General features: G+C 65.9%; 24 protein-coding genes, 2 tRNA genes and 1 pseudogene. 15 read left to right on the forward strand and 12 right to left on the reverse strand.

The window, feature by feature from the left end:
- Nucleotides 1-49: 49 nt before the first annotated feature.
- Nucleotides 50-613 carry a transcription elongation factor GreB gene (gene greB, locus ACSHSS_RS14660; protein ID WP_006400781.1) on the reverse strand — a complete coding sequence of 188 codons (564 nt, stop codon included), beginning with the start codon at nt 611-613 and terminating at the stop codon, nt 50-52.
- Between the two features lie 131 nt (nt 614-744).
- Between greB and ACSHSS_RS14665 the strand changes: the two genes are divergently transcribed.
- Nucleotides 745-821, forward strand: a tRNA-Arg gene (locus ACSHSS_RS14665).
- Between the two features lie 140 nt (nt 822-961).
- Here the strand turns inward: ACSHSS_RS14665 and ACSHSS_RS14670 are convergent.
- The 4 genes from ACSHSS_RS14670 to ACSHSS_RS14685 form a co-directional block, all read right to left on the reverse strand.
- The gene (locus ACSHSS_RS14670) at nt 962-3328 is read right to left on the reverse strand and encodes a RelA/SpoT family protein (RefSeq protein WP_006400782.1); all 2367 of its coding nucleotides are present in this window, start codon (nt 3326-3328) and stop codon (nt 962-964) included.
- Between the two features lie 64 nt (nt 3329-3392).
- Nucleotides 3393-3596 carry a DNA-directed RNA polymerase subunit omega gene (rpoZ, locus tag ACSHSS_RS14675; protein ID WP_006400783.1) on the reverse strand — a complete coding sequence of 68 codons (204 nt, stop codon included), beginning with the start codon at nt 3594-3596 and terminating at the stop codon, nt 3393-3395.
- Between the two features lie 58 nt (nt 3597-3654).
- Entirely contained in the window at nt 3655-4338 is a 684-nt protein-coding gene (gene gmk, locus ACSHSS_RS14680) for a guanylate kinase (protein WP_105841412.1), read from the reverse strand.
- A 7-nt stretch (nt 4339-4345) separates the two neighbouring features.
- Nucleotides 4346-5269: a YicC/YloC family endoribonuclease gene (locus ACSHSS_RS14685; protein WP_006400785.1), complete on the reverse strand. Its 924-nt coding sequence runs from the start codon at nt 5267-5269 to the stop codon at nt 4346-4348.
- A gap of 173 nt (nt 5270-5442) precedes the next feature.
- On the opposite strand from ACSHSS_RS14685, the gene rph reads away from it, so the two are divergent.
- The 5 genes from rph to ACSHSS_RS14710 all read left to right on the forward strand — a co-directional run bounded on the left by rph (nt 5443) and on the right by ACSHSS_RS14710 (nt 8645).
- Nucleotides 5443-6183 carry a ribonuclease PH gene (gene rph, locus ACSHSS_RS14690; RefSeq protein WP_006415398.1) on the forward strand — a complete coding sequence of 247 codons (741 nt, stop codon included), beginning with the start codon at nt 5443-5445 and terminating at the stop codon, nt 6181-6183.
- Nucleotides 6176-6802, forward strand: coding sequence for an RdgB/HAM1 family non-canonical purine NTP pyrophosphatase (gene rdgB / locus ACSHSS_RS14695; protein ID WP_445545165.1), 627 nt, complete (start codon nt 6176-6178; stop codon nt 6800-6802). The genes rph and rdgB overlap by 8 nt, the downstream gene beginning before the upstream one ends.
- 34 nt (nt 6803-6836) lie before the next feature.
- Nucleotides 6837-8051, forward strand: a complete 1215-nt coding sequence (hemW, locus tag ACSHSS_RS14700; protein ID WP_006415401.1) for a radical SAM family heme chaperone HemW — start codon at nt 6837-6839, stop codon at nt 8049-8051.
- A 43-nt stretch (nt 8052-8094) separates the two neighbouring features.
- Nucleotides 8095-8182: transfer RNA gene (locus ACSHSS_RS14705), tRNA-Ser, on the forward strand.
- Nucleotides 8183-8288: 106 nt separating this feature from the next.
- Nucleotides 8289-8645: a hypothetical protein gene (locus ACSHSS_RS14710; protein ID WP_445545166.1), complete on the forward strand. Its 357-nt coding sequence runs from the start codon at nt 8289-8291 to the stop codon at nt 8643-8645.
- Nucleotides 8646-9128: 483 nt separating this feature from the next.
- Here ACSHSS_RS14710 and ACSHSS_RS14715 read toward each other — a convergent pair whose 3' ends face one another.
- Genes ACSHSS_RS14715 through ACSHSS_RS14725 form a run of 3 tightly spaced genes read right to left on the reverse strand, consistent with a single transcriptional unit; the run spans nt 9129 to nt 9973 of the window.
- Nucleotides 9129-9413, reverse strand: a complete 285-nt coding sequence (locus tag ACSHSS_RS14715; protein ID WP_146124310.1) for a hypothetical protein — start codon at nt 9411-9413, stop codon at nt 9129-9131.
- Complete coding sequence (locus ACSHSS_RS14720) at nt 9406-9678, reverse strand: hypothetical protein (protein ID WP_244122420.1); 273 nt, start codon at nt 9676-9678, stop codon at nt 9406-9408. The genes ACSHSS_RS14715 and ACSHSS_RS14720 overlap by 8 nt, the downstream gene beginning before the upstream one ends.
- Complete coding sequence (locus ACSHSS_RS14725) at nt 9671-9973, reverse strand: hypothetical protein (protein ID WP_217103583.1); 303 nt, start codon at nt 9971-9973, stop codon at nt 9671-9673. Before ACSHSS_RS14725 ends, ACSHSS_RS14720 begins: the two co-directional genes overlap by 8 nt.
- Before the next feature lie 60 nt (nt 9974-10033).
- Here ACSHSS_RS14725 and ACSHSS_RS14730 point away from each other — a divergent pair, with 60 nt between their 5' ends.
- Nucleotides 10034-10285 carry an Arc family DNA-binding protein gene (locus ACSHSS_RS14730; protein WP_105855201.1) on the forward strand — a complete coding sequence of 84 codons (252 nt, stop codon included), beginning with the start codon at nt 10034-10036 and terminating at the stop codon, nt 10283-10285.
- Nucleotides 10286-10290: 5 nt separating this feature from the next.
- On the opposite strand, the gene ACSHSS_RS14735 is transcribed toward ACSHSS_RS14730, so the two are convergent.
- Nucleotides 10291-10557, reverse strand: coding sequence for a DUF4224 domain-containing protein (locus tag ACSHSS_RS14735; RefSeq protein WP_105855200.1), 267 nt, complete (start codon nt 10555-10557; stop codon nt 10291-10293).
- 112 nt (nt 10558-10669) lie between these two features.
- On the opposite strand from ACSHSS_RS14735, the gene ACSHSS_RS14740 reads away from it, so the two are divergent.
- The 3 genes from ACSHSS_RS14740 to ACSHSS_RS14750 all read left to right on the forward strand — a co-directional run bounded on the left by ACSHSS_RS14740 (nt 10670) and on the right by ACSHSS_RS14750 (nt 11804).
- The gene (locus ACSHSS_RS14740) at nt 10670-10948 is read left to right on the forward strand and encodes a type II toxin-antitoxin system RelE/ParE family toxin (RefSeq protein WP_217262480.1); all 279 of its coding nucleotides are present in this window, start codon (nt 10670-10672) and stop codon (nt 10946-10948) included.
- A gap of 17 nt (nt 10949-10965) precedes the next feature.
- Complete coding sequence (locus tag ACSHSS_RS14745) at nt 10966-11265, forward strand: HigA family addiction module antitoxin (RefSeq protein ID WP_105855198.1); 300 nt, start codon at nt 10966-10968, stop codon at nt 11263-11265.
- A 188-nt stretch (nt 11266-11453) separates the two neighbouring features.
- Complete coding sequence (locus tag ACSHSS_RS14750) at nt 11454-11804, forward strand: hypothetical protein (protein ID WP_146124308.1); 351 nt, start codon at nt 11454-11456, stop codon at nt 11802-11804.
- Between the two features lie 7 nt (nt 11805-11811).
- On the opposite strand, the gene ACSHSS_RS14755 is transcribed toward ACSHSS_RS14750, so the two are convergent.
- Nucleotides 11812-11964, reverse strand: coding sequence for a hypothetical protein (locus tag ACSHSS_RS14755; RefSeq protein WP_244122419.1), 153 nt, complete (start codon nt 11962-11964; stop codon nt 11812-11814).
- A 49-nt stretch (nt 11965-12013) separates the two neighbouring features.
- Nucleotides 12014-12247: pseudogene (locus ACSHSS_RS14760) on the reverse strand (DUF2280 domain-containing protein); the annotation flags it as partial.
- Nucleotides 12248-12426: 179 nt separating this feature from the next.
- On the opposite strand from ACSHSS_RS14760, the gene ACSHSS_RS14765 reads away from it, so the two are divergent.
- The 5 genes from ACSHSS_RS14765 (at nt 12427) to ACSHSS_RS14785 (ending at nt 15776) form a co-directional block, all read left to right on the forward strand.
- On the forward strand, nt 12427-12822 hold the full coding sequence (locus ACSHSS_RS14765) for a hypothetical protein (RefSeq protein ID WP_039225450.1): 396 nt from the start codon (nt 12427-12429) through the stop codon (nt 12820-12822).
- A 161-nt stretch (nt 12823-12983) separates the two neighbouring features.
- Nucleotides 12984-13277 carry a hypothetical protein gene (locus tag ACSHSS_RS14770; RefSeq protein ID WP_445545167.1) on the forward strand — a complete coding sequence of 98 codons (294 nt, stop codon included), beginning with the start codon at nt 12984-12986 and terminating at the stop codon, nt 13275-13277.
- A gap of 134 nt (nt 13278-13411) precedes the next feature.
- Entirely contained in the window at nt 13412-13900 is a 489-nt protein-coding gene (locus ACSHSS_RS14775) for an energy transducer TonB family protein (RefSeq protein ID WP_170933536.1), read from the forward strand.
- A 283-nt stretch (nt 13901-14183) separates the two neighbouring features.
- Nucleotides 14184-15494, forward strand: coding sequence for an MFS transporter (locus tag ACSHSS_RS14780; protein WP_039225130.1), 1311 nt, complete (start codon nt 14184-14186; stop codon nt 15492-15494).
- 102 nt (nt 15495-15596) lie between these two features.
- A complete protein-coding gene (locus ACSHSS_RS14785; protein ID WP_006400794.1) occupies nt 15597-15776 on the forward strand; it encodes a hypothetical protein in 180 nt (59 codons plus the stop codon).
- 24 nt (nt 15777-15800) lie between these two features.
- Here ACSHSS_RS14785 and waaC read toward each other — a convergent pair whose 3' ends face one another.
- Entirely contained in the window at nt 15801-16793 is a 993-nt protein-coding gene (gene waaC / locus ACSHSS_RS14790; protein WP_445545168.1) for a lipopolysaccharide heptosyltransferase I, read from the reverse strand.
- Nucleotides 16794-16961 lie beyond the last annotated feature (168 nt).

Genomic DNA, 16961 nt, shown 5'->3' on the forward strand with positions numbered 1-16961 from the left:
TCGTTACGGCGGTGCGCTATCGCGTCCAAGCGTCTACGCGTCTGCACGCTTACGCGTCGCCGCGCGCCGGATAGCGCACGTCGAGCACGTCGATCGGCTGCGGGCCGGCCGGCGTCATCAGCGTGACGGTGTCGCCGATCCTCGCCTTGATCAGCGCACGTGCGACGGGCGAGATCCAGCTCACGCAGCCGCGATCGAGATCGACCTCGTCGATGCCGACGATCGTGATCGTGTGCTCTTCGCCGTCCGGCGTCGCGTAATCGACAGTCGCACCGAAGAAGACCTGATCGACGTTTTCCTGCCGGCTGGCGTCGACGACTTCGGCGAGATCGAGCCGCTTGGTCAGGAAGCGGATACGGCGGTCGATCTCGCGCAGCCGCCGCTTGCCGTAGATATAGTCGCCGTTCTCGGAACGATCGCCGTTCGATGCGGCCCACGACACGAGCCGCACGACTTCCGGCCGCTCGACGTCGATCAGGTTCAGCAACTCGTCCTTCAGCCGCTTGTGGCCGGCCGGCGTGATGTAGTTCTTCGCGCCCGCCGGAATGGCGGTCTGGGCCTGGTCGAGATCGTCGTCGTCGCCGTCGGACTCTTTGACAAACGCCTTGTTCATGATGCAGATTCGAAATGCGGTTGACTGATGCGTCAAGGGTACACGAAGGGCGTCGCAGCGCGGTCGCGCCGCACAATTTGCGAATAAGGCTTCCCTTTTTATATAACCCTGCTATAATCCCTCTTCTGCGTGCGGCTGTAGCTCAGTTGGATAGAGTACTTGGCTACGAACCAAGGGGTCGTGGGTTCGAATCCTGCCAGCCGCGCCACCTCATCAGGGCCTTCCTTCGGGAAGGCCCTTTTTTCTTGTCCGCCCGTTCCGCACGCGCGTCGCGCCCCCTTCCCTGCCGAACGCACATACAAAAACGGCGGCCCGCGGCCGCCGTTTCGTCATTCGATTCATCCCCGGTCAGTAATCCTGCCGCTCGCGCTCGATGCGCATTCCGCCGTCGTGGCGCGCATGCGTGCCGTCGTCGGTCGAGCGCTCGCGCATGATGCGCATGACGTCCGGATTCGTGCGCACGCGACGCATCACGTTTGCCAGATGCACGCGATCGCTGACCTGGATCACGAAGCGCAGCACCGTCGATTCGTGCGTGAGATCCTCGTCCATCGCGATGTGCACGATGTTCGCGTCGGCCGACGTGATGTCGGCCGCCACGCGCGCGAAGATACCCTTGGTGTTCTTCACGAGCGCCTTCACCGCGACGTCGAACAGCCGGCCCGGCTGCGGCGCCCATTCGACGTCGATCCAGCGGCCCGGATCGCGGCGGTGGATGCGCTGCGCGACACGGCAGTCGGTCGTATGGATCGCCATCCCGAGGCCGATGCCGATATAGCCCATGATCGCGTCGCCCGGGATCGGGCGGCAGCACGCGGACAACTGCACCGACATCCCTTCCGTGCCGGTGATGACGACCGGCGGCGCGTGCTGCACGACGTGGCGCTCGCCCTTCGGCAGATCGTCGTCCGCGTCGCGGCCGCTCATCAGCACCTCGATGCGTTTGGCCATCACCGCCGCGACGCGGCGGCCGAGGCCGATGTCGGCGAAGATTTCCTGACGGCTCTTGTTGCCCGTCCACTGCACGAGCTTTTCCCACACTTCGGGCGCGACGTCGGCCAACGACAGACCGTAGCCCTTCAGGCTCTGGTCGACGAGCCGCTCGCCGAGCTGCACCGACTCGTTCAGCCGCATCGTCTTCAGATAATGACGAATCGCCGAACGCGCCTTGCCGGTGCGCACGAAGCCGAGCCATGCCGGATTCGGCTTCGAATACGGCGCGGTGATCACCTCGACGATGTCGCCGCTCTTCAGCTCGGTGCGCAGCGGCAGCAGTTCGTTGTTGATCTTCACGGCGACGCACTGGTTGCCCAGATCGCTGTGGATCGAATACGCGAAGTCGAGCGCGGTCGCGCCGCGCGGCAGCGCCATGATCTTCGACTTCGGCGTGAACACGTAGACCGCGTCGGGGAACAGGTCGATCTTCACGTGCTCGAGGAATTCGCTCGAATCGCCGGCTTCGCTCTGGATGTCGAGCAGCGATTTCAGCCACTGATGCGCGCGTTTCTGCACGTCGTTCAGATCCGCGCCGCCGTTCTTGTAGAGCCAGTGCGCGGCCACGCCGGCTTCCGCGATCTCGTGCATCTTGCGCGTGCGCACCTGGAATTCGATCGGCGCGCCGAACGGCCCGACGAGCGTCGTGTGCAGCGACTGATAGCCGTTGATCTTCGGGATCGCGATGTAGTCCTTGAACTTGCCCGGTACGGGCTTGTAGAGCGCATGCAGCGCGCCGATGCACGTGTAGCAGTCGAGCGGGCTGTCGACGACGACGCGAAAGCCGTACACGTCGAGCACCTGCGAGAACGACAGCTGCTTGTCGCGCATCTTGCGGTAGATGCTGTAGATCGTCTTTTCGCGCCCGGTGATCTCGGCATCGAGCTTCGCGTCGGCCATCGCGCGCTGCGCGGCCTCGAGGATCTTGCCGATCACTTCGCGGCGATTGCCGCGCGCGGCCTTCACGGCCTTCTCGAGCGTCGCGTAGCGATGCGGATTGAAGTTCGCGAAGCTCATGTCCTGCAGCTCGCGATACGTGTTGTTCAAACCGAGCCGGTGCGCGATCGGCGCATAGATGTCGAGCGTTTCGCGCGCGACGCGGCGACGTTTTTCCATCGGCACCGCGCCGAGCGTGCGCATGTTGTGCAGGCGGTCGGCGAGCTTCACGAGGATCACGCGCACGTCGCGCGCCATCGCGAGCAGCATCTTGCGGAAGTTTTCCGCCTGCGCTTCCTCGCGGCTGCGGAATTCCATCTTGTCGAGTTTCGACAGGCCGTCGACGAGCTCGGCGACCTTCGGGCCGAAGCGCTCGGCGAGCTCGCTCTTCGTGACGCCCTGGTCTTCCATCACGTCGTGCAGCAGCGCCGCCATGATCGCCTGCGCGTCGAGCTTCCAGCCCGCACAGATTTCGGCGACGGCGACAGGATGGGTGATGTAGGGTTCGCCGCTCTGGCGATATTGACCGAGGTGGGCTTCGTCGCTGAAATGGAACGCCGCCTTCACCTCTTTGATTTCGTCCGGACCGAGATACTCGGCAAGCGCGGCCGTCAGATTCGCAATCGAAACGACGCCGTGCTTGCGCGGCTGCTCCGGAGTGGCGGTCGGCCCGAACAGGTGCCGGAAGGACTGTTCGAGGACCGCGTCGATGTACTGGCGCGCCGGCGACCGGACCGTGTCTTCGGTGATCGCATCCGCGGAGGCGGACGATGGGGTGGTGCTCATATTCGCCTCCTGGTCGAGTCGTTGCGCGCGGTGAATTACATGGCTGAAACGGGCCGGGTGCGCGTTACACCGGCACCTTCTTCAACATCTCGAGGCCGACCTGGCCGGCCGCGATCTCGCGCAGCGCGACGACGGTCGGCTTGTCGCGGCTTTCGATCTTCGGCGTATGGCCTTGCGCGAGCTGCCGCGCGCGATAGGTGGCGGCGAGCGCCAGTTCGAAGCGGTTCGGGATTTGCTTCAGGCAGTCTTCGACAGTAATGCGAGCCATGTTGGTAATTCCTTCTGAATATAGTCCTTATTCTACCTTATGTCCCTCATGCCCCGCGTCATTCCGCGTGGGGCAGATGGATACCGAGTTCGATGAACAGCTCCGTGTGCCGCGCGTACTGCGACGCAAAGCGCAGACGCGTCGCCGCGACGATGCATTCGAGCTCCGCGAGCGCACGATCGAAGTTCTCGTTGATCACGACGTACTCGGCTTCGGACGCGTGCGCCATCTCGCTGCCCGCCGCGAGCAGGCGTCGCGTGATCACGTTCGGCTCGTCCTGGCCGCGCTTTTTCAGCCGCTCCTCGAGCGCGTCGAGCGACGGCGGCAGAATGAAGATGCCGACCGCGTTGCGGAACTGCTTCTTCACCTGCTGCGCGCCCTGCCAGTCGATCTCGAGCAGCACGTCGTGGCCGCTCTTCATCTGCTCTTCGATCCAGAGACGCGACGTGCCGTAGTAGTTGCCGTGCACTTCCGCGCTTTCGAGGAATTCGTGCGCCGCGTGCCGCGCGCGGAAATCCTCGACCGTCGTGAAATGATAGTGCTGGCCATCCTGCTCGCCCGGACGCGGCTTGCGCGTCGTGTACGAGATCGACAGGCGGATGTCGCTGTCCTTCGACAGCAGCGCATTCACGAGCGTCGACTTGCCGGCGCCCGACGGCGCGACGACCATGAACAGGTTGCCGGGATAAACGCCGCCGTGCAGTGAATGCGACGCGTGGCCGTCGCGGGTGGATTCGGTCATCTTGCTTTTACTCCAGGTTTTGCACTTGCTCGCGCATCTGCTCGATCAGCAGCTTCAGCGCCATCGACGCGTCGGCGAGTTCCTTCGCCGCTGCCTTCGAGCCGAGCGTGTTCGCTTCGCGATTCAGTTCCTGCATCATGAAGTCGAGACGCTTGCCGACACGGCCGCCCTTCTCGATCACGTGACGCGTTTCGTTCAGGTGTGCGGTGAGCCGCGACAGCTCTTCCGCGATGTCGATCCGGATCCCGTACATCGTCACTTCCTGACGAATGCGTTCCGCGGCCTCTTCGCGCGACACGATCGGCGCGCTGCCTTCCGGCGCCGCGATGCCGAGCGCTTCCTGCAGCCGCTCGACGATCTTCTGCTGATGCTTCGCGATCAGCTCCGGCACGAGCGGCGTGATGCGCGCGACGATCGCCTCCATCTCGGCGACGTTCGACAGCAGCATCGTCGCGAGCTGCGCGCCTTCGCGCGAGCGCACGACGACGAGTTCGCCGATCGCTTCCTTGCCGCAGGCGAGCACCGCATCGCGGATCGCGTCGGCCGACACGCCGCTCTCGGCGAGAACGCCCGGCCAGCGCAGGATTTCGCCCGCGCGCAGCCGGCCGACGCCGGGAAACGCGTCGAGCACCGAGCGCTCGAGATCGGCGAGCTGACCGAGCGCCGTTTGATTCAGCGCGCCGGCGCCGATGCTCTGCTCGCCGCGCTGCAGGTTGATGCGCACGTCGACCTTGCCGCGCGACAGCTTGTTCATCAGCATTTCGCGCAGCGCGGGTTCACACGCGCGCACGTCGTCCGGCATGCGGAAGTTCAGGTCGAGGAAGCGCGAGTTCACGGTGCGCAGTTCGACCGACACGCTGGCGCCGCCATTGCCGGTGGCCGCCGCGAGTTCGCGCGTCGCGCTCGCGTAGCCCGTCATGCTGTAAATCATGGTTCGTCTCGCCGTCTGGGTGCCCTTGCGGGCAGGATATGTCGAGGCGCCCGGCGCGTTCCGAAGCGCGGGGCGGGAAGCGCGCATTATCCCATTTTTGCGGACGCCCCCCCGGGCAAGCCCGCCGTTCGGCGCTAAAATCGGGGTTTCCTCTTCCTCCTCACGATTCGCTCATGACGTCCTCCCTTTCCCGCCCGAGCGGCCGCCGCGCAGACGAACTGCGCAAGGTCGCGCTCACCCGCCACTACACGAAGCACGCGGAAGGCTCCGTGCTCGTCGAATTCGGCGACACGAAGGTGATCTGCACGGCGAGCGTCGCCGAGCGCGTGCCCGAGTTCCTGCGCGAGCGCGGACAGGGCTGGCTCACCGCCGAATACGGCATGCTGCCGCGCGCGACGCACACGCGCAGCGATCGCGAGGCCGCGCGCGGCAAGCAAACCGGCCGCACGCAGGAAATTCAGCGCCTGATCGGCCGCGCGCTGCGCGCCGTGTTCGATCTCGAAGCGCTCGGCCCGCGCACGATCCACCTCGACTGCGACGTGATCCAGGCCGACGGCGGCACGCGCACCGCGAGCATCACCGGCGCCTTCGTCGCCGCGCACGATGCGGTGTCGACGCTGCTTGCGGCCGGCAAGCTCGAACGCTCGCCGATCGTCGATCACGTCGCCGCGATTTCGGTCGGCGTGTACGAAGGCACGCCGGTGCTCGACCTCGACTACGCGGAAGACTCACGCTGCGACACCGACATGAACGTCGTGATGACAGGCGCGGGCGGCTTCGTCGAAGTCCAGGGCACCGCCGAAGGCGTGCCGTTCTCGCGCGCCGAGATGAACGCGCTGCTCGATCTCGCGCAAAGCGGCATCGGCACGCTCGTGCAGCTGCAGAAGGACGTGCTGGGCCTGCGCCATGTCTGAGCATCGCATGACCGCCCCGCTGTCGCGCATCGTGCTCGCGTCGAACAATCCCGGCAAGCTGCGCGAGTTCGCCGCGCTGTTCTCGACGGTCGGCATCGAAATCGTGCCGCAAGGCGAGCTCGCCGTGCCGGAAGCCGAGGAGCCGTTTCGCACCTTCATCGAAAACGCGCTGACGAAAGCGCGCCACGCATCGCAGCTCACCGGGCTGCCGGCGATCGCCGACGATTCGGGGCTCTGCGTGCGCGCGCTGCGCGGCGCGCCCGGCGTCTATTCGGCGCGCTACGCGCAGCGTGCGGGCCGCGAGAAGGGCGACGCGGCGAACAACGCCTATCTGGTCGAGCAGCTGCGCGGCATCGACGACCGCCGCGCGTACTACTGCTGCGTGCTCGCACTCGTGCGCCATGCGGACGATCCCGAACCGCTGTTCGCCGAAGGCCGCTGGGAAGGCGAAATCGTCGACACACCGCGCGGCGAACACGGATTCGGCTACGACCCGTATTTCTATCTGCCCTCGCTCGGCGCGACGGCCGCCGAACTCGAACCGGCCGTGAAGAATGCGCACAGCCATCGTGCGCGCGCGCTGAAGGCGCTGCTCGCGCGACTCGCGGAGGAAGCATGACGCGCGTCGTCGTCAACCGTGTGCGGGAGGCCGCATGAGTCAGGCTGCGGAAACCGGCGCACGCGTGGTCGCGACGTTCACGTCGCCCGGACAGGTGCGGCTCACGTCGCTGCCGCCGCTCGCGCTGTACGTCCATTTCCCGTGGTGCGTGCGCAAGTGCCCGTACTGCGATTTCAACTCGCACGAATGGAAAGGCGAGCGCTTCCCGGAAACCGAGTATCTCGACGCGCTGCGCGCCGATCTCGAGCACGCGCTGCCGCTCGTGTGGGGCCGGCAGGTGCATACGGTGTTCATCGGCGGCGGCACGCCGAGCCTGCTGTCGGCGGCCGGCCTCGACCGGCTGCTGTCGGATGTGCGCGCGCTGCTGCCGCTCGACGCGGACGCGGAGATCACGCTCGAGGCGAATCCCGGCACGTTCGAAGCCGCGAAGTTCGCGCAGTTTCGCGCGAGCGGCGTGAACCGGCTGTCGGTCGGCATCCAGAGCTTCAACGAAGCGCACCTGAAGGCGCTCGGCCGCATCCACGACACGGCGCAGGCGCGCGCCGCCGTCGAGATCGCCGCGAAGACCTTCGACAACTTCAATCTCGACCTGATGTTCGCGCTGCCGAACCAGACGTTCGACGAATGCCGCGCCGACATCGAGACCGCGCTGTCGTTCGCGCCGCCGCATCTGTCGCTGTACCACCTGACGCTCGAGCCGAACACGCTGTTCGCGAAGTTTCCGCCGGCGGTGCCCGACGACGACGCGTCGGCCGACATGCAGGAATGGATTCATGCGCGCACCGCGGAAGCCGGGTACGAACGGTATGAAGTGTCCGCGTATGCGAAGCCGAACCATCGCTGCAAACACAATCTGAACTACTGGCGCTTCGGCGACTACCTCGGGATCGGCGCGGGCGCGCACACGAAGCTGTCGTTTCCGAACCGGATCCTGCGGCAGGCGCGCTACAAGCACCCGGCGACCTTCATCGAACAGGCGATCGCCGGCACGCCGGTGCAGGAGGAGCGCGAAGTCGGCGCACGCGACCTGCCGTTCGAGTTCATGTTGAACACGCTGCGGCTCGTCGAAGGCTTTCCCGTGCACAGCTTCGTCGAGCGCACGGGGCTGCCGATCAGCACGATCGAGCCGGCGCTGCAGGAAGCGGAACGGCGCGGACTCATCACGCGCGACTTCACGCGGATCGCGCCGACGCCGCTCGGCCAGCGTTTCCTGAACGATCTGCAGGAACTGTTCCTGCGCGACGATTGACGGCAAAACGGCGCGGCATTTCGGTTACAATGCCGCCTCGCATGGAAGCGTGGCCGAGTGGTTTAAGGCACTGGTCTTGAAAACCAGCGACGGGCAACCGTCCGTGAGTTCGAATCTCACCGCTTCCGCCAGACAGCCTTATGTGGCAAGGGTTTCAGAAGATCAAAGCGGACATATCCGCCATACAGCCCGCCTAAAAACAAACAACTTCGTATTTCTGCCACCGGGAGGCAAGAAATGTCGAGCTACTACGTCACCACGCGGGTCGTTCTTCACAAAGGCGACGAGCGGACCAAAGAACACTCCCCTGACGCCAACGAATATGAAACGCTCCATGCAGAGATGCATGCTCGCGGCTTTCGGCGGTTCGCTCACGACGATACAAATAAGCTGATGTATCAGTTCCCGGCCGGCGAATACTTCTTAGAGATTGAGGCTGAATCGGGTAGTGATGCTCGCGATAAGGCTCTCGCAAAAGCCAAGGCTGCCGCTACATTGGCAGCATCCGCGAAGCGGTATTCGGTTCTTTGCTCCGGAGGTGCAGGGCTGACTTGGTTTCGCCTGAAGAAAATCGATAAGGATCCTGACGCGTAACACGCGTTCTTCAACGTCCCGACAACGTGGCACCGCCGCCCGCTGCCGTCGCCGGTCGGCCTCGCCGTCCGCCCGTCGCCGTGCTCGTCCCGCTGTCCGCTGCGCCGCCGCCCGCCCATAGCTCTGCGGCGCTCATGCGCTGTGCGCCCTCGACAAAAGAAAAGCCCTCGGGATCTCTACGGGCATCGAGACGGAATGACGCTCGCGTGCGCCTCTCAATTTCGTTGAGGTCATTACTTGACCTGCCAATTCGGCTCCGTCCTCCGCCGAACAGGCTGAGCGGAACCATTGATCTGCTCCCACGTGATCATCGGGTAACCATCGATCTTACGAGGCGGCTTGAATCCCAATTGGCGCTCGATCCATCGAATCTGGGCGGCACCTCGCTTGAGGCCGCCAGCGGGTCGAACCAGTTCTTCGTTCGTCAGGATGTGCACCCTCGCCTCCAATCGCTTGTCACGAACGCCTCACTTTTCGCGGCCGTCAGCCAACGCGCTCCGGCTGTCGTTGCTCGGCGTCCATGTCATCCGCTGACAGTTCGCCGCGGATAGGTGTGAGATTCCAGTCGTGGCATAGCGCTTCGCGACACCACGCCATGCGCCTGGATCGCGCCTGACGCGCCCAAACGGGAGCTCCCTGAACTTCGGTGACCCAATCGTGCGGGGCGACCGCACTGGCAACAATGCGCACCAGCATGCCAATGCGCTCAGGCACACCGCACTTTGTCACAATCGCCAGATCGCCAACCTTGCAACGCAGTTTACGCATGGTAGACCTCCAATTCGTCGACGCGGCTGTTCGGCTCGTCGCCGCGCAACGGCAACAACGATGAGTCGCGGAATGCCCAGTCGTTCGTTATGATCGGGCGCCCATCGCAGGCGGTCACGCCGAATACGGGGTCCCCGAAAACGGTAACTGCCCACCGCTCGACGTCGTACGAGTGAGTGACGAGTACGATTCGCCCGACGAGCACCGGGTTGATCGAATGGATGACGCGCGCCAGATCGCCCGCCCGGCAGCGAAACTTAGCCATGGAACACCTCCGTGCGGGCCAGCTCGGCGAGGCGGCGCAGCGCGTCGCCGGTAACGTCGAGTGCGGCGCGATCGGTCGGCGCAATCGCGGTCGCGCGTACGGTGCCGGAAACGATGTGCAACATCTCCAAGCTTTGCGGCAAGGCCGAGCGCAACGGCACAGCGCGTGGCCGGTCCGGCATGAGCGGCGCCACTTGTCCGCGCACCTGACTTCCAACGTCAGCAGCGACTTGACGAAGAGCGTCGTAACGACCGGGACGGAGGGGGAATGCGAGTACTTTGGCGGAACGGTTCATTGGGTCTCTCCTCGAAAGGTGCACCCATAATGGACCACGGTGGTCCATTAGTATCCGGCCATGGCCCGCGAAGACCCCCAAATGAAACTGCGCCTCCCCGCCGACCTCAAGGATCGGCTGTCGGAGCTCGCGACCGCGAATGGCCGATCTCTCAACGCCGAGGTGCTGCTACGTCTTGAGGCGAGCGTCGCAGACGAAGTCCCAATCGTTGGTTGCGCGCAGCCTGCCGACGATCGGACGCTCGACCTAATTGCCGAGAAAGTCGGAGAAGTACTGGATCAGCGAGAAAAGCGACCCGCGAGGTTGCGCTGACCCAGTTACCTAGATCCAGCTCCCCGCGGCCTGGCGCGCGCTTGGAGCGCGTCGAAGTCCGGCTCCGTAGAGAACCGACTATCGGTCGCCGGCTCCTCGGGAGCGGTCCCGAGCTTCTGTTCGTGAAAGGCGCGCGCGGCCTTCGGCAGCCCATTGATGTCGATTGCGTACCGCCAGCCGTTGCGGTCGAGCCAGCGCGCCATCGTCGCTCGCTGGTTGAACTCACAGCCGACCAGGTCAGCCAGTTCTTGGGCTGTGAGATAAGCGCTCATGCCACGGTCCAGGGTTACGCAGGTAGGCCATTATCAGCGGTTTCGGACCCGAACTCATGGCGGAGATATAGTAACGTTTGACGTTAATAACGCGTTGCGTTATTATATTTTCATGATTACATCGTTCAACTGCCGAGACACGCAGGCGCTGTTCAATGGCACGCGGGTCGCCCGCTTCGTCAATTTCGAACGCGTCGCGATTCGCAAGCTCCAGCAGTTGCACGCTGCGGCCGATCTGGACTTCCTTCGCATCCCGCCGAACAACCGGCTCGAAGCGTTGAAGGGCGGCCGACAAGGCCAATTCAGCATCCGCATCAACGACCAGTGGCGTATCTGCTTCAAGTTCGCCAATGGACGCGCCTCGGATGTGGAAATCGTCGACTACCACTGACCAACCCGGAGAAAGTCATGACCCGAGAAGTACCCCTGGCGACGCCCGGTGAAATCCTGGCGGAAGACTGGCTGGAGCCGATGGGCATCAGCCAATACGCACTGGCGAAGGCGATCAGCGTCCCGGCTCGCCGCATTAACGAGATCGTGAAGGGCAACCGTGCCATCACGGCCGACACCGCAGTGCGCCTTGGTGCGTTCTTCGGCGTCGATCCGCAAAGCTGGATGAACCTGCAGACGCATTACGACACCGAACTCGCGAAGGAAAAGATCGGCGACGATGTGCTACGCGAAATCCGCGAGCACGCGCACGCGTGAGATACGGGTGTAGCCAAAGCCGCAATTCCGGCTTTGGCATTGGCGGGCACGATGGCGGGTAGACGGCCGTCAGCGCTGCGCCCGCCATACCGCTCGGGTCACGTCGGCGGACCCCGGCTCCTCCATGCATGCACCCCTGGCGTCGTCGGCGCCCTACGAGCTATCCTCCGGCAACACTGGAGAATCCAATGCCGACACAAAATGACATGGTCGAGGTGCTACGCCTCGCCGAAAAGGCAGGCGTGAAACTCGTGGTCCAGTTTCGAGCCCCGGATGGCTGGATGGAGTGCCCCATCACACCGGAAGTGCTCGCCCAATGCATCGCGTCCGCGCGATCGGTGCCGGCCGCAGCGGTTGGCGTGTCCGACGCAGAATATGCCGAATGGGTTGAAAACAACGGGGCTGTCCAGTGCATAGCGAAAACGCGCGCGGGCAAGCGCTGCCGATGCTTCGTGCCAGGCGCACACTACCGCAATGCGCTCGCATGGAAGGAAGCGAATGATGCCGGCGGGTATTGCTCTGTTCACGGCGGCGCATAGCGGCGCATCAGTACCGCAGCTCGAGCTCATGGTCGGACAGCAGCATCAGCTCGAACCGCGCGCCCCACGCGTGCGCGCCGCAGTTGCGCAGCTCTGCAACGTATCGGCGGGCATCGGGCTCGATCTCTGCGGCTTGGTCGGCGTCGCGATCGACCGGCACGCGTCATGAGTCGTTCCAGCCGGCGCAGGCGCACGGCACGATGCGACATGGCGCTTTGGCCGAGGTCGGCGAGGAAAGCCGCGCGGATCGCCACGAACTCGGCCCGCCGCTTCTTTCCCACCTTGGCGCCGGCCGCCTTCGTTGGGTCGTAGCTCTCGCAGTGCTGTGGCGCCACTGTGAGGCCGAACTCAGCATAGACGTCCTTCGCCACCTGAGAGGGCGTATCGAAGCATGCCAAGCCTTGCACGATGCGGGCTTTCACGTTTTCAGGCAGCGCGGCCATCGATCGAATCCTTCTAAGCTATAGGAACAAATCACCACCGGAAAAGTTTGTGCGGCCGACGCGGCGATGCCGCGATGCGGCAGCCGCCTCGCACGGGCTGCACGACGGCCGCGCCGACGCGCGTCGCGCCGGATGCCGCTACAATTCCGCGCTCCGATTCGCGAAACGGGAAACCCGTCATGAAGCCCTTTCTCCTCTCGTCGCTCGCCGCCGTGCTGGCCGTCGTCAGCGCGCAGGCGGCCGCGGATACCGCCGCCGGCGACACGCAGGGCGCATCGTGCGCGATCGCGTCCGTGACGGGCGTCGGCGGCGCGCCCGGCAGCCTGCGCGAGTATCTCGCGAGCCCGACGCCGTACAACTATCTGAAGGAAAACGAGCTGCAGTGCAAGGTGTCCGACGATGGACGCGCGTCGAACTGCACGGGCGTCACCTATCTGCGCAACGAGCGCGTCAGCGTGTACGACGATTCGGATCCGACGATGCTGACCGTCGTCGCGCCGGTCGAGCTCGACCACGGCAGGACCTATCCCGTGATCATCGACGTGCAGAGAAAGGACGCGCGCTGCAAGCCGTGATCCGATTGCGTGCGCATGCCTGAGCGCGGCAGCCACGGCAGCGCGGATGTCGCCGCCGCACGCGCGGCGATCGCCTAAAATTCGGATCAGCACGGCGACACGATCCGCCGCGCATTCGACGCCGCGCGCGCGATCCGCGCGCGCCGCATACGGAGACCGCCATGACCGAGCTGTCGACCCCGACCGATCACGTCGATTACGAAGGCTTCGAAATCCACGTCGTGCCCGGCACGGCGCCCGGCAACGCGATGCGCTACACGTACACGGGCTACGTCTGCCATCGGGGCGCGAATCCCGCACTGCCCGGCCATGCGGTGCCGTTTCATGCGGACGGCGAGGAGAGCTTCGCGAGCGTCGACGAAGCCGTGCACGAGGCCGTGCACGTCGGCAAGAGCATCATCGACGGCACGCATCCCGACTTGTCGGTCCTGTCGCTCGTCACGCACGGGTACTGACGTCCGCGCACGACGCGCGCCCGCTCCATCATCTGCCGCGTGCGTATTGCGCCTCGCGCGCTATGCGTTTCTCCCCATATCGCGCGGCGTGCGCGCGTCTATCATTTTTCTATCGTCACCTCGGCTGCCCTGCCATGCGTCCCCTATCCGTTCCGATCGTCGACCGGCTGCGCGTCGTCGCGCTCGCCGCCGTCGCGATGCTTGCCGCGTGCACCATCACGCCTCCGCCGTCGCACACGAGCGCAGTCGTTTCCCCCGTCATCCGTTCCGCGAGCCTCGATCAGTACCGCATCGAGATCGCGCGGCGCGTGGCCGAACGCAATCCGTCGGGCCTGCTGCGCGGCACGCCGCAGGCGATGCTGCGCTCGCTCGTCGTCGTCGCGTTCACCGTCGATCGCGGCGGCCGGCTCGTCAACGCGTCCGTCTATCGGAGCAACGGCGACAGCGAAGCAGAAGCGCTCGCGCTCGCCTCGCTGCGCCGCTCGGCGCCGCTGCCGGCGCCGCCGTCGCGGCTGCTGGACGGCGACGGCCGGCTCGAACTGATGGAAGGCTGGCTGTTCAACGACGACGGCCACTTCCAGTTGCAGAGCACGGCCTCCGCACAGGCGCAGTCGCTCGACTGAGCCGCCGCCGGCCGCAATTGCCGGTGCGCGGCCGCGATCGCTATAATTTTCCGCACACTCGCGCGGCCATCACGCTGCGCGCCGCCCGCGCGCCGCACCCGGCAGGCGGGCCGACCACGCCGGCACCGGGCGGCGGCGACTATCCGTCTCCATCGTCGACCGGCGGACGACGTCCGCGCGGCGACGCGCGACGCCCTCCCCCGCATCCATCGCTCGGCCGCGCCGGCGGGCCTTCGTCCGACCGAACGCGCGCAGCCGCCCCAACGACAAAACGGAGACATCCATGTCCGCATCCCCACCGGCCGTTGCACATGCAACCGGTTCGGCCGGCGCCGTCAGCCACCGGCGCATCGTGTTCGCGAGCTTCATCGGCACCGCGATCGAGTTCTACGATTTCTACGTCTACGCGACGGCCGCCGCGCTCGTGATCGGCCCCGTGTTTTTCCCGCACGGCTCGGCGACCGCGCAGGCGCTGTCCGCCTTCGTCACGTTCGGCATCGCCTTCATCGCGCGACCGATCGGCTCGTTCCTGTTCGGCCATTTCGGCGACCGCATCGGGCGCAAGTCGACGCTCGTCGCCTCGCTGCTCGTGATGGGCGTGTCCACGACCGCGATCGGCTTCGTGCCCGGTTACGACGCGATCGGCACGCTCGCGCCCGTGCTGCTGTGCGTGCTGCGCTTCGGCCAGGGCATCGGCCTCGGCGGCGAATGGGGCGGCGCGGCGCTGCTCGCGACCGAGCATGCGCCGCAGGGCAAGCGCGGCTGGTTCGGCATGTTCCCGCAGCTCGGTCCGTCGGTCGGCTTCCTGATGTCGAACGGGCTGTTCTTCGCGCTCGCGCTGTCGCTGTCCGACGCGCAGTTCCGCAGCTGGGGCTGGCGCATTCCGTTCCTCGTCAGCGCGGTGCTCGTCGCGCTCGGCCTCTATGTGCGGCTCAAGATCGCCGAGACGCCGGCGTTCCAGGCCGCCGTCGACCGGCAGGAGCGCGTGCGCGTGCCGGTCGCGACGCTCGTGTCGCAGCACTGGCAGCCGACGCTGCTCGGCGCGCTCGCGATGGTCGTCTGCTACACGCTGTTCTATATCTCGACGGTGTTCTCGCTGTCGTACGGCGTGTCGGCGCTGCACATTCCGCGCCAGAGCTTCCTCGGGCTGCTGTGCTTTGCCGTCGTCTTCATGGGGCTCGCGACGCCGCTGTCGGCGTGGGCATCCGACCGGTTCGGCCGCAAGCCGGTACTCGTCGTCGGGTCGATCGCCGCGTTGCTGTCGGGCTTCGCGATGGCGCCGCTGCTCGGCAGCGGGTCGATGCCGCTCGTCGCGCTGTTCCTGACGATCGAGCTGTTCCTGATGGGCGTCACGTTCGCGCCGATGGGCGCGCTGCTGCCCGAGCTGTTCCCGACCAACGTCCGCTACACGGGCGCCGGCGTCGCGTACAACCTCGGCGGGATTCTCGGCGCGTCGATCGCGCCGTACATCGCGCAGCTGCTGGCCGCGCGCGGCGGGCTGTCGTGGGTCGGCGGCTACGTGTCCGTCGCGGCCGCGATCAGCCTGATCGGCGTGCTGCTGATGCGCGAGACGCGCGATACGTCGCTCGTCTGACGCTCCGGGACGACCCGGGTTGCACGGCGCCGGGCGCTCCTTATACTCGGATCCGAGGGCGCCGCCGCGCGCCCCCGATCCGTCCCTGAAGGAGCCGCGTCCATGAGCGTCCGTCTCGGCAACGCCGACCTCGTCCTGATCCTCGCGCTCGCGCTGGGCGGCGCGCTGCTGCTCGCGCTGCGCTTCCGGCCGAAAACCTGGCGCGGCCTCGTGTTCGAGGCGCTGCTCGCGAACCTCGCGGCGATCGCCGCGGTCGTCACCGTCGAAGCGCTGCTCGCGTAGCACGAAGGCCGTGCGCCGCGCGCGTCAGCTCGCGCGCGCGAATGCGCCGTACGCGGGCCCGACCGTATCGATCGCACGGAGCGCATCGTCGACGGTCGGCATCACACCCTGCTCGCCGATCGACAACGCATGCGGCGCACCGCCGATCCCGCAGTGATGGCGCGACGTCGCGACGAAGATCATCACGGTCGGCCGCCGAAGCGCCTGCGCCATATGGACGAATCCCGTATCGACGCCGACGACGAGCGCCGCCCGGCCGATCGCCGCGCCGAGCGCGCGCACCGACATCGCGGGCAGCACGATCGCGCCCGGCGCCCTGGCGGCGATGTCCTGCGCGTCGTCATGCTCGGCGGCCGAGCCCCACGGCAGCAGCACGCGCAGCCCGCGCGCCATCATTCGCGTCGCGAGCGCGGCCCAGCGGTCGGCCGGCCATTTCTTGTCGGGATTCGACGTCGCGTGGAACAGCAGCATGAACGGCGCGCCGCTCGTCACGGCAGGCGGCAGATCCGCATGCTGCGGCGCGACGATGCCGTACGTCGCCGCGCCCTCCGGCACGTAGCCGAGCGCCTCGCCGGCGCTCACGCGCATCCCGTGCCATGCATCGCACGCCGGCCGCGGGCCGAAGCGATGCGAGTACGCGAAGCGCGCGCCCGTTTCGCCGAGATCCTGCGTCTGATAGCCGACGCGGCGCGCCGCACGCGCGAGCGCGGCGATGATCGCGCTCTTGTACACGCCGTGCAGGTCGATCACCGCGTCGTAGCGATGCGCGCGCAGCGCGCGGATCGAGGCGGTGATCGCCTTCAGATCGCCGGCGTTGCGCAGCTTCTTGAACCGCCGCAGCGGCGCGCACAGCACCGTGCTGACGCCGGGATGCCAGCGCACGACTTCCGCGCACGATTCGTCGACGGCCCAATCGACCGTCACGCCGGGAAACGCGCGATGGATGTCCGCGACGACGGGCAGCGTCTGGACGACATCGCCGAGCGACGTCACTTTTACGATGAGGATGCGGTTCACGTTTGCGGGGAAGAGCCGGCCATTTCGGCATACTAAAGACGATCGGCGCGCGCAAATATTACGATTTCACTACACTTGCAACAAAATGCGTCGCGACAGTAAAAGCTTGTCGAAAGGCGCGCAGGCGGCGTTCTTTTTATAATCGAATCCTGTCTCTTATACACATCT

This window comes from Burkholderia sp. BC1, from assembly GCF_052683555.1.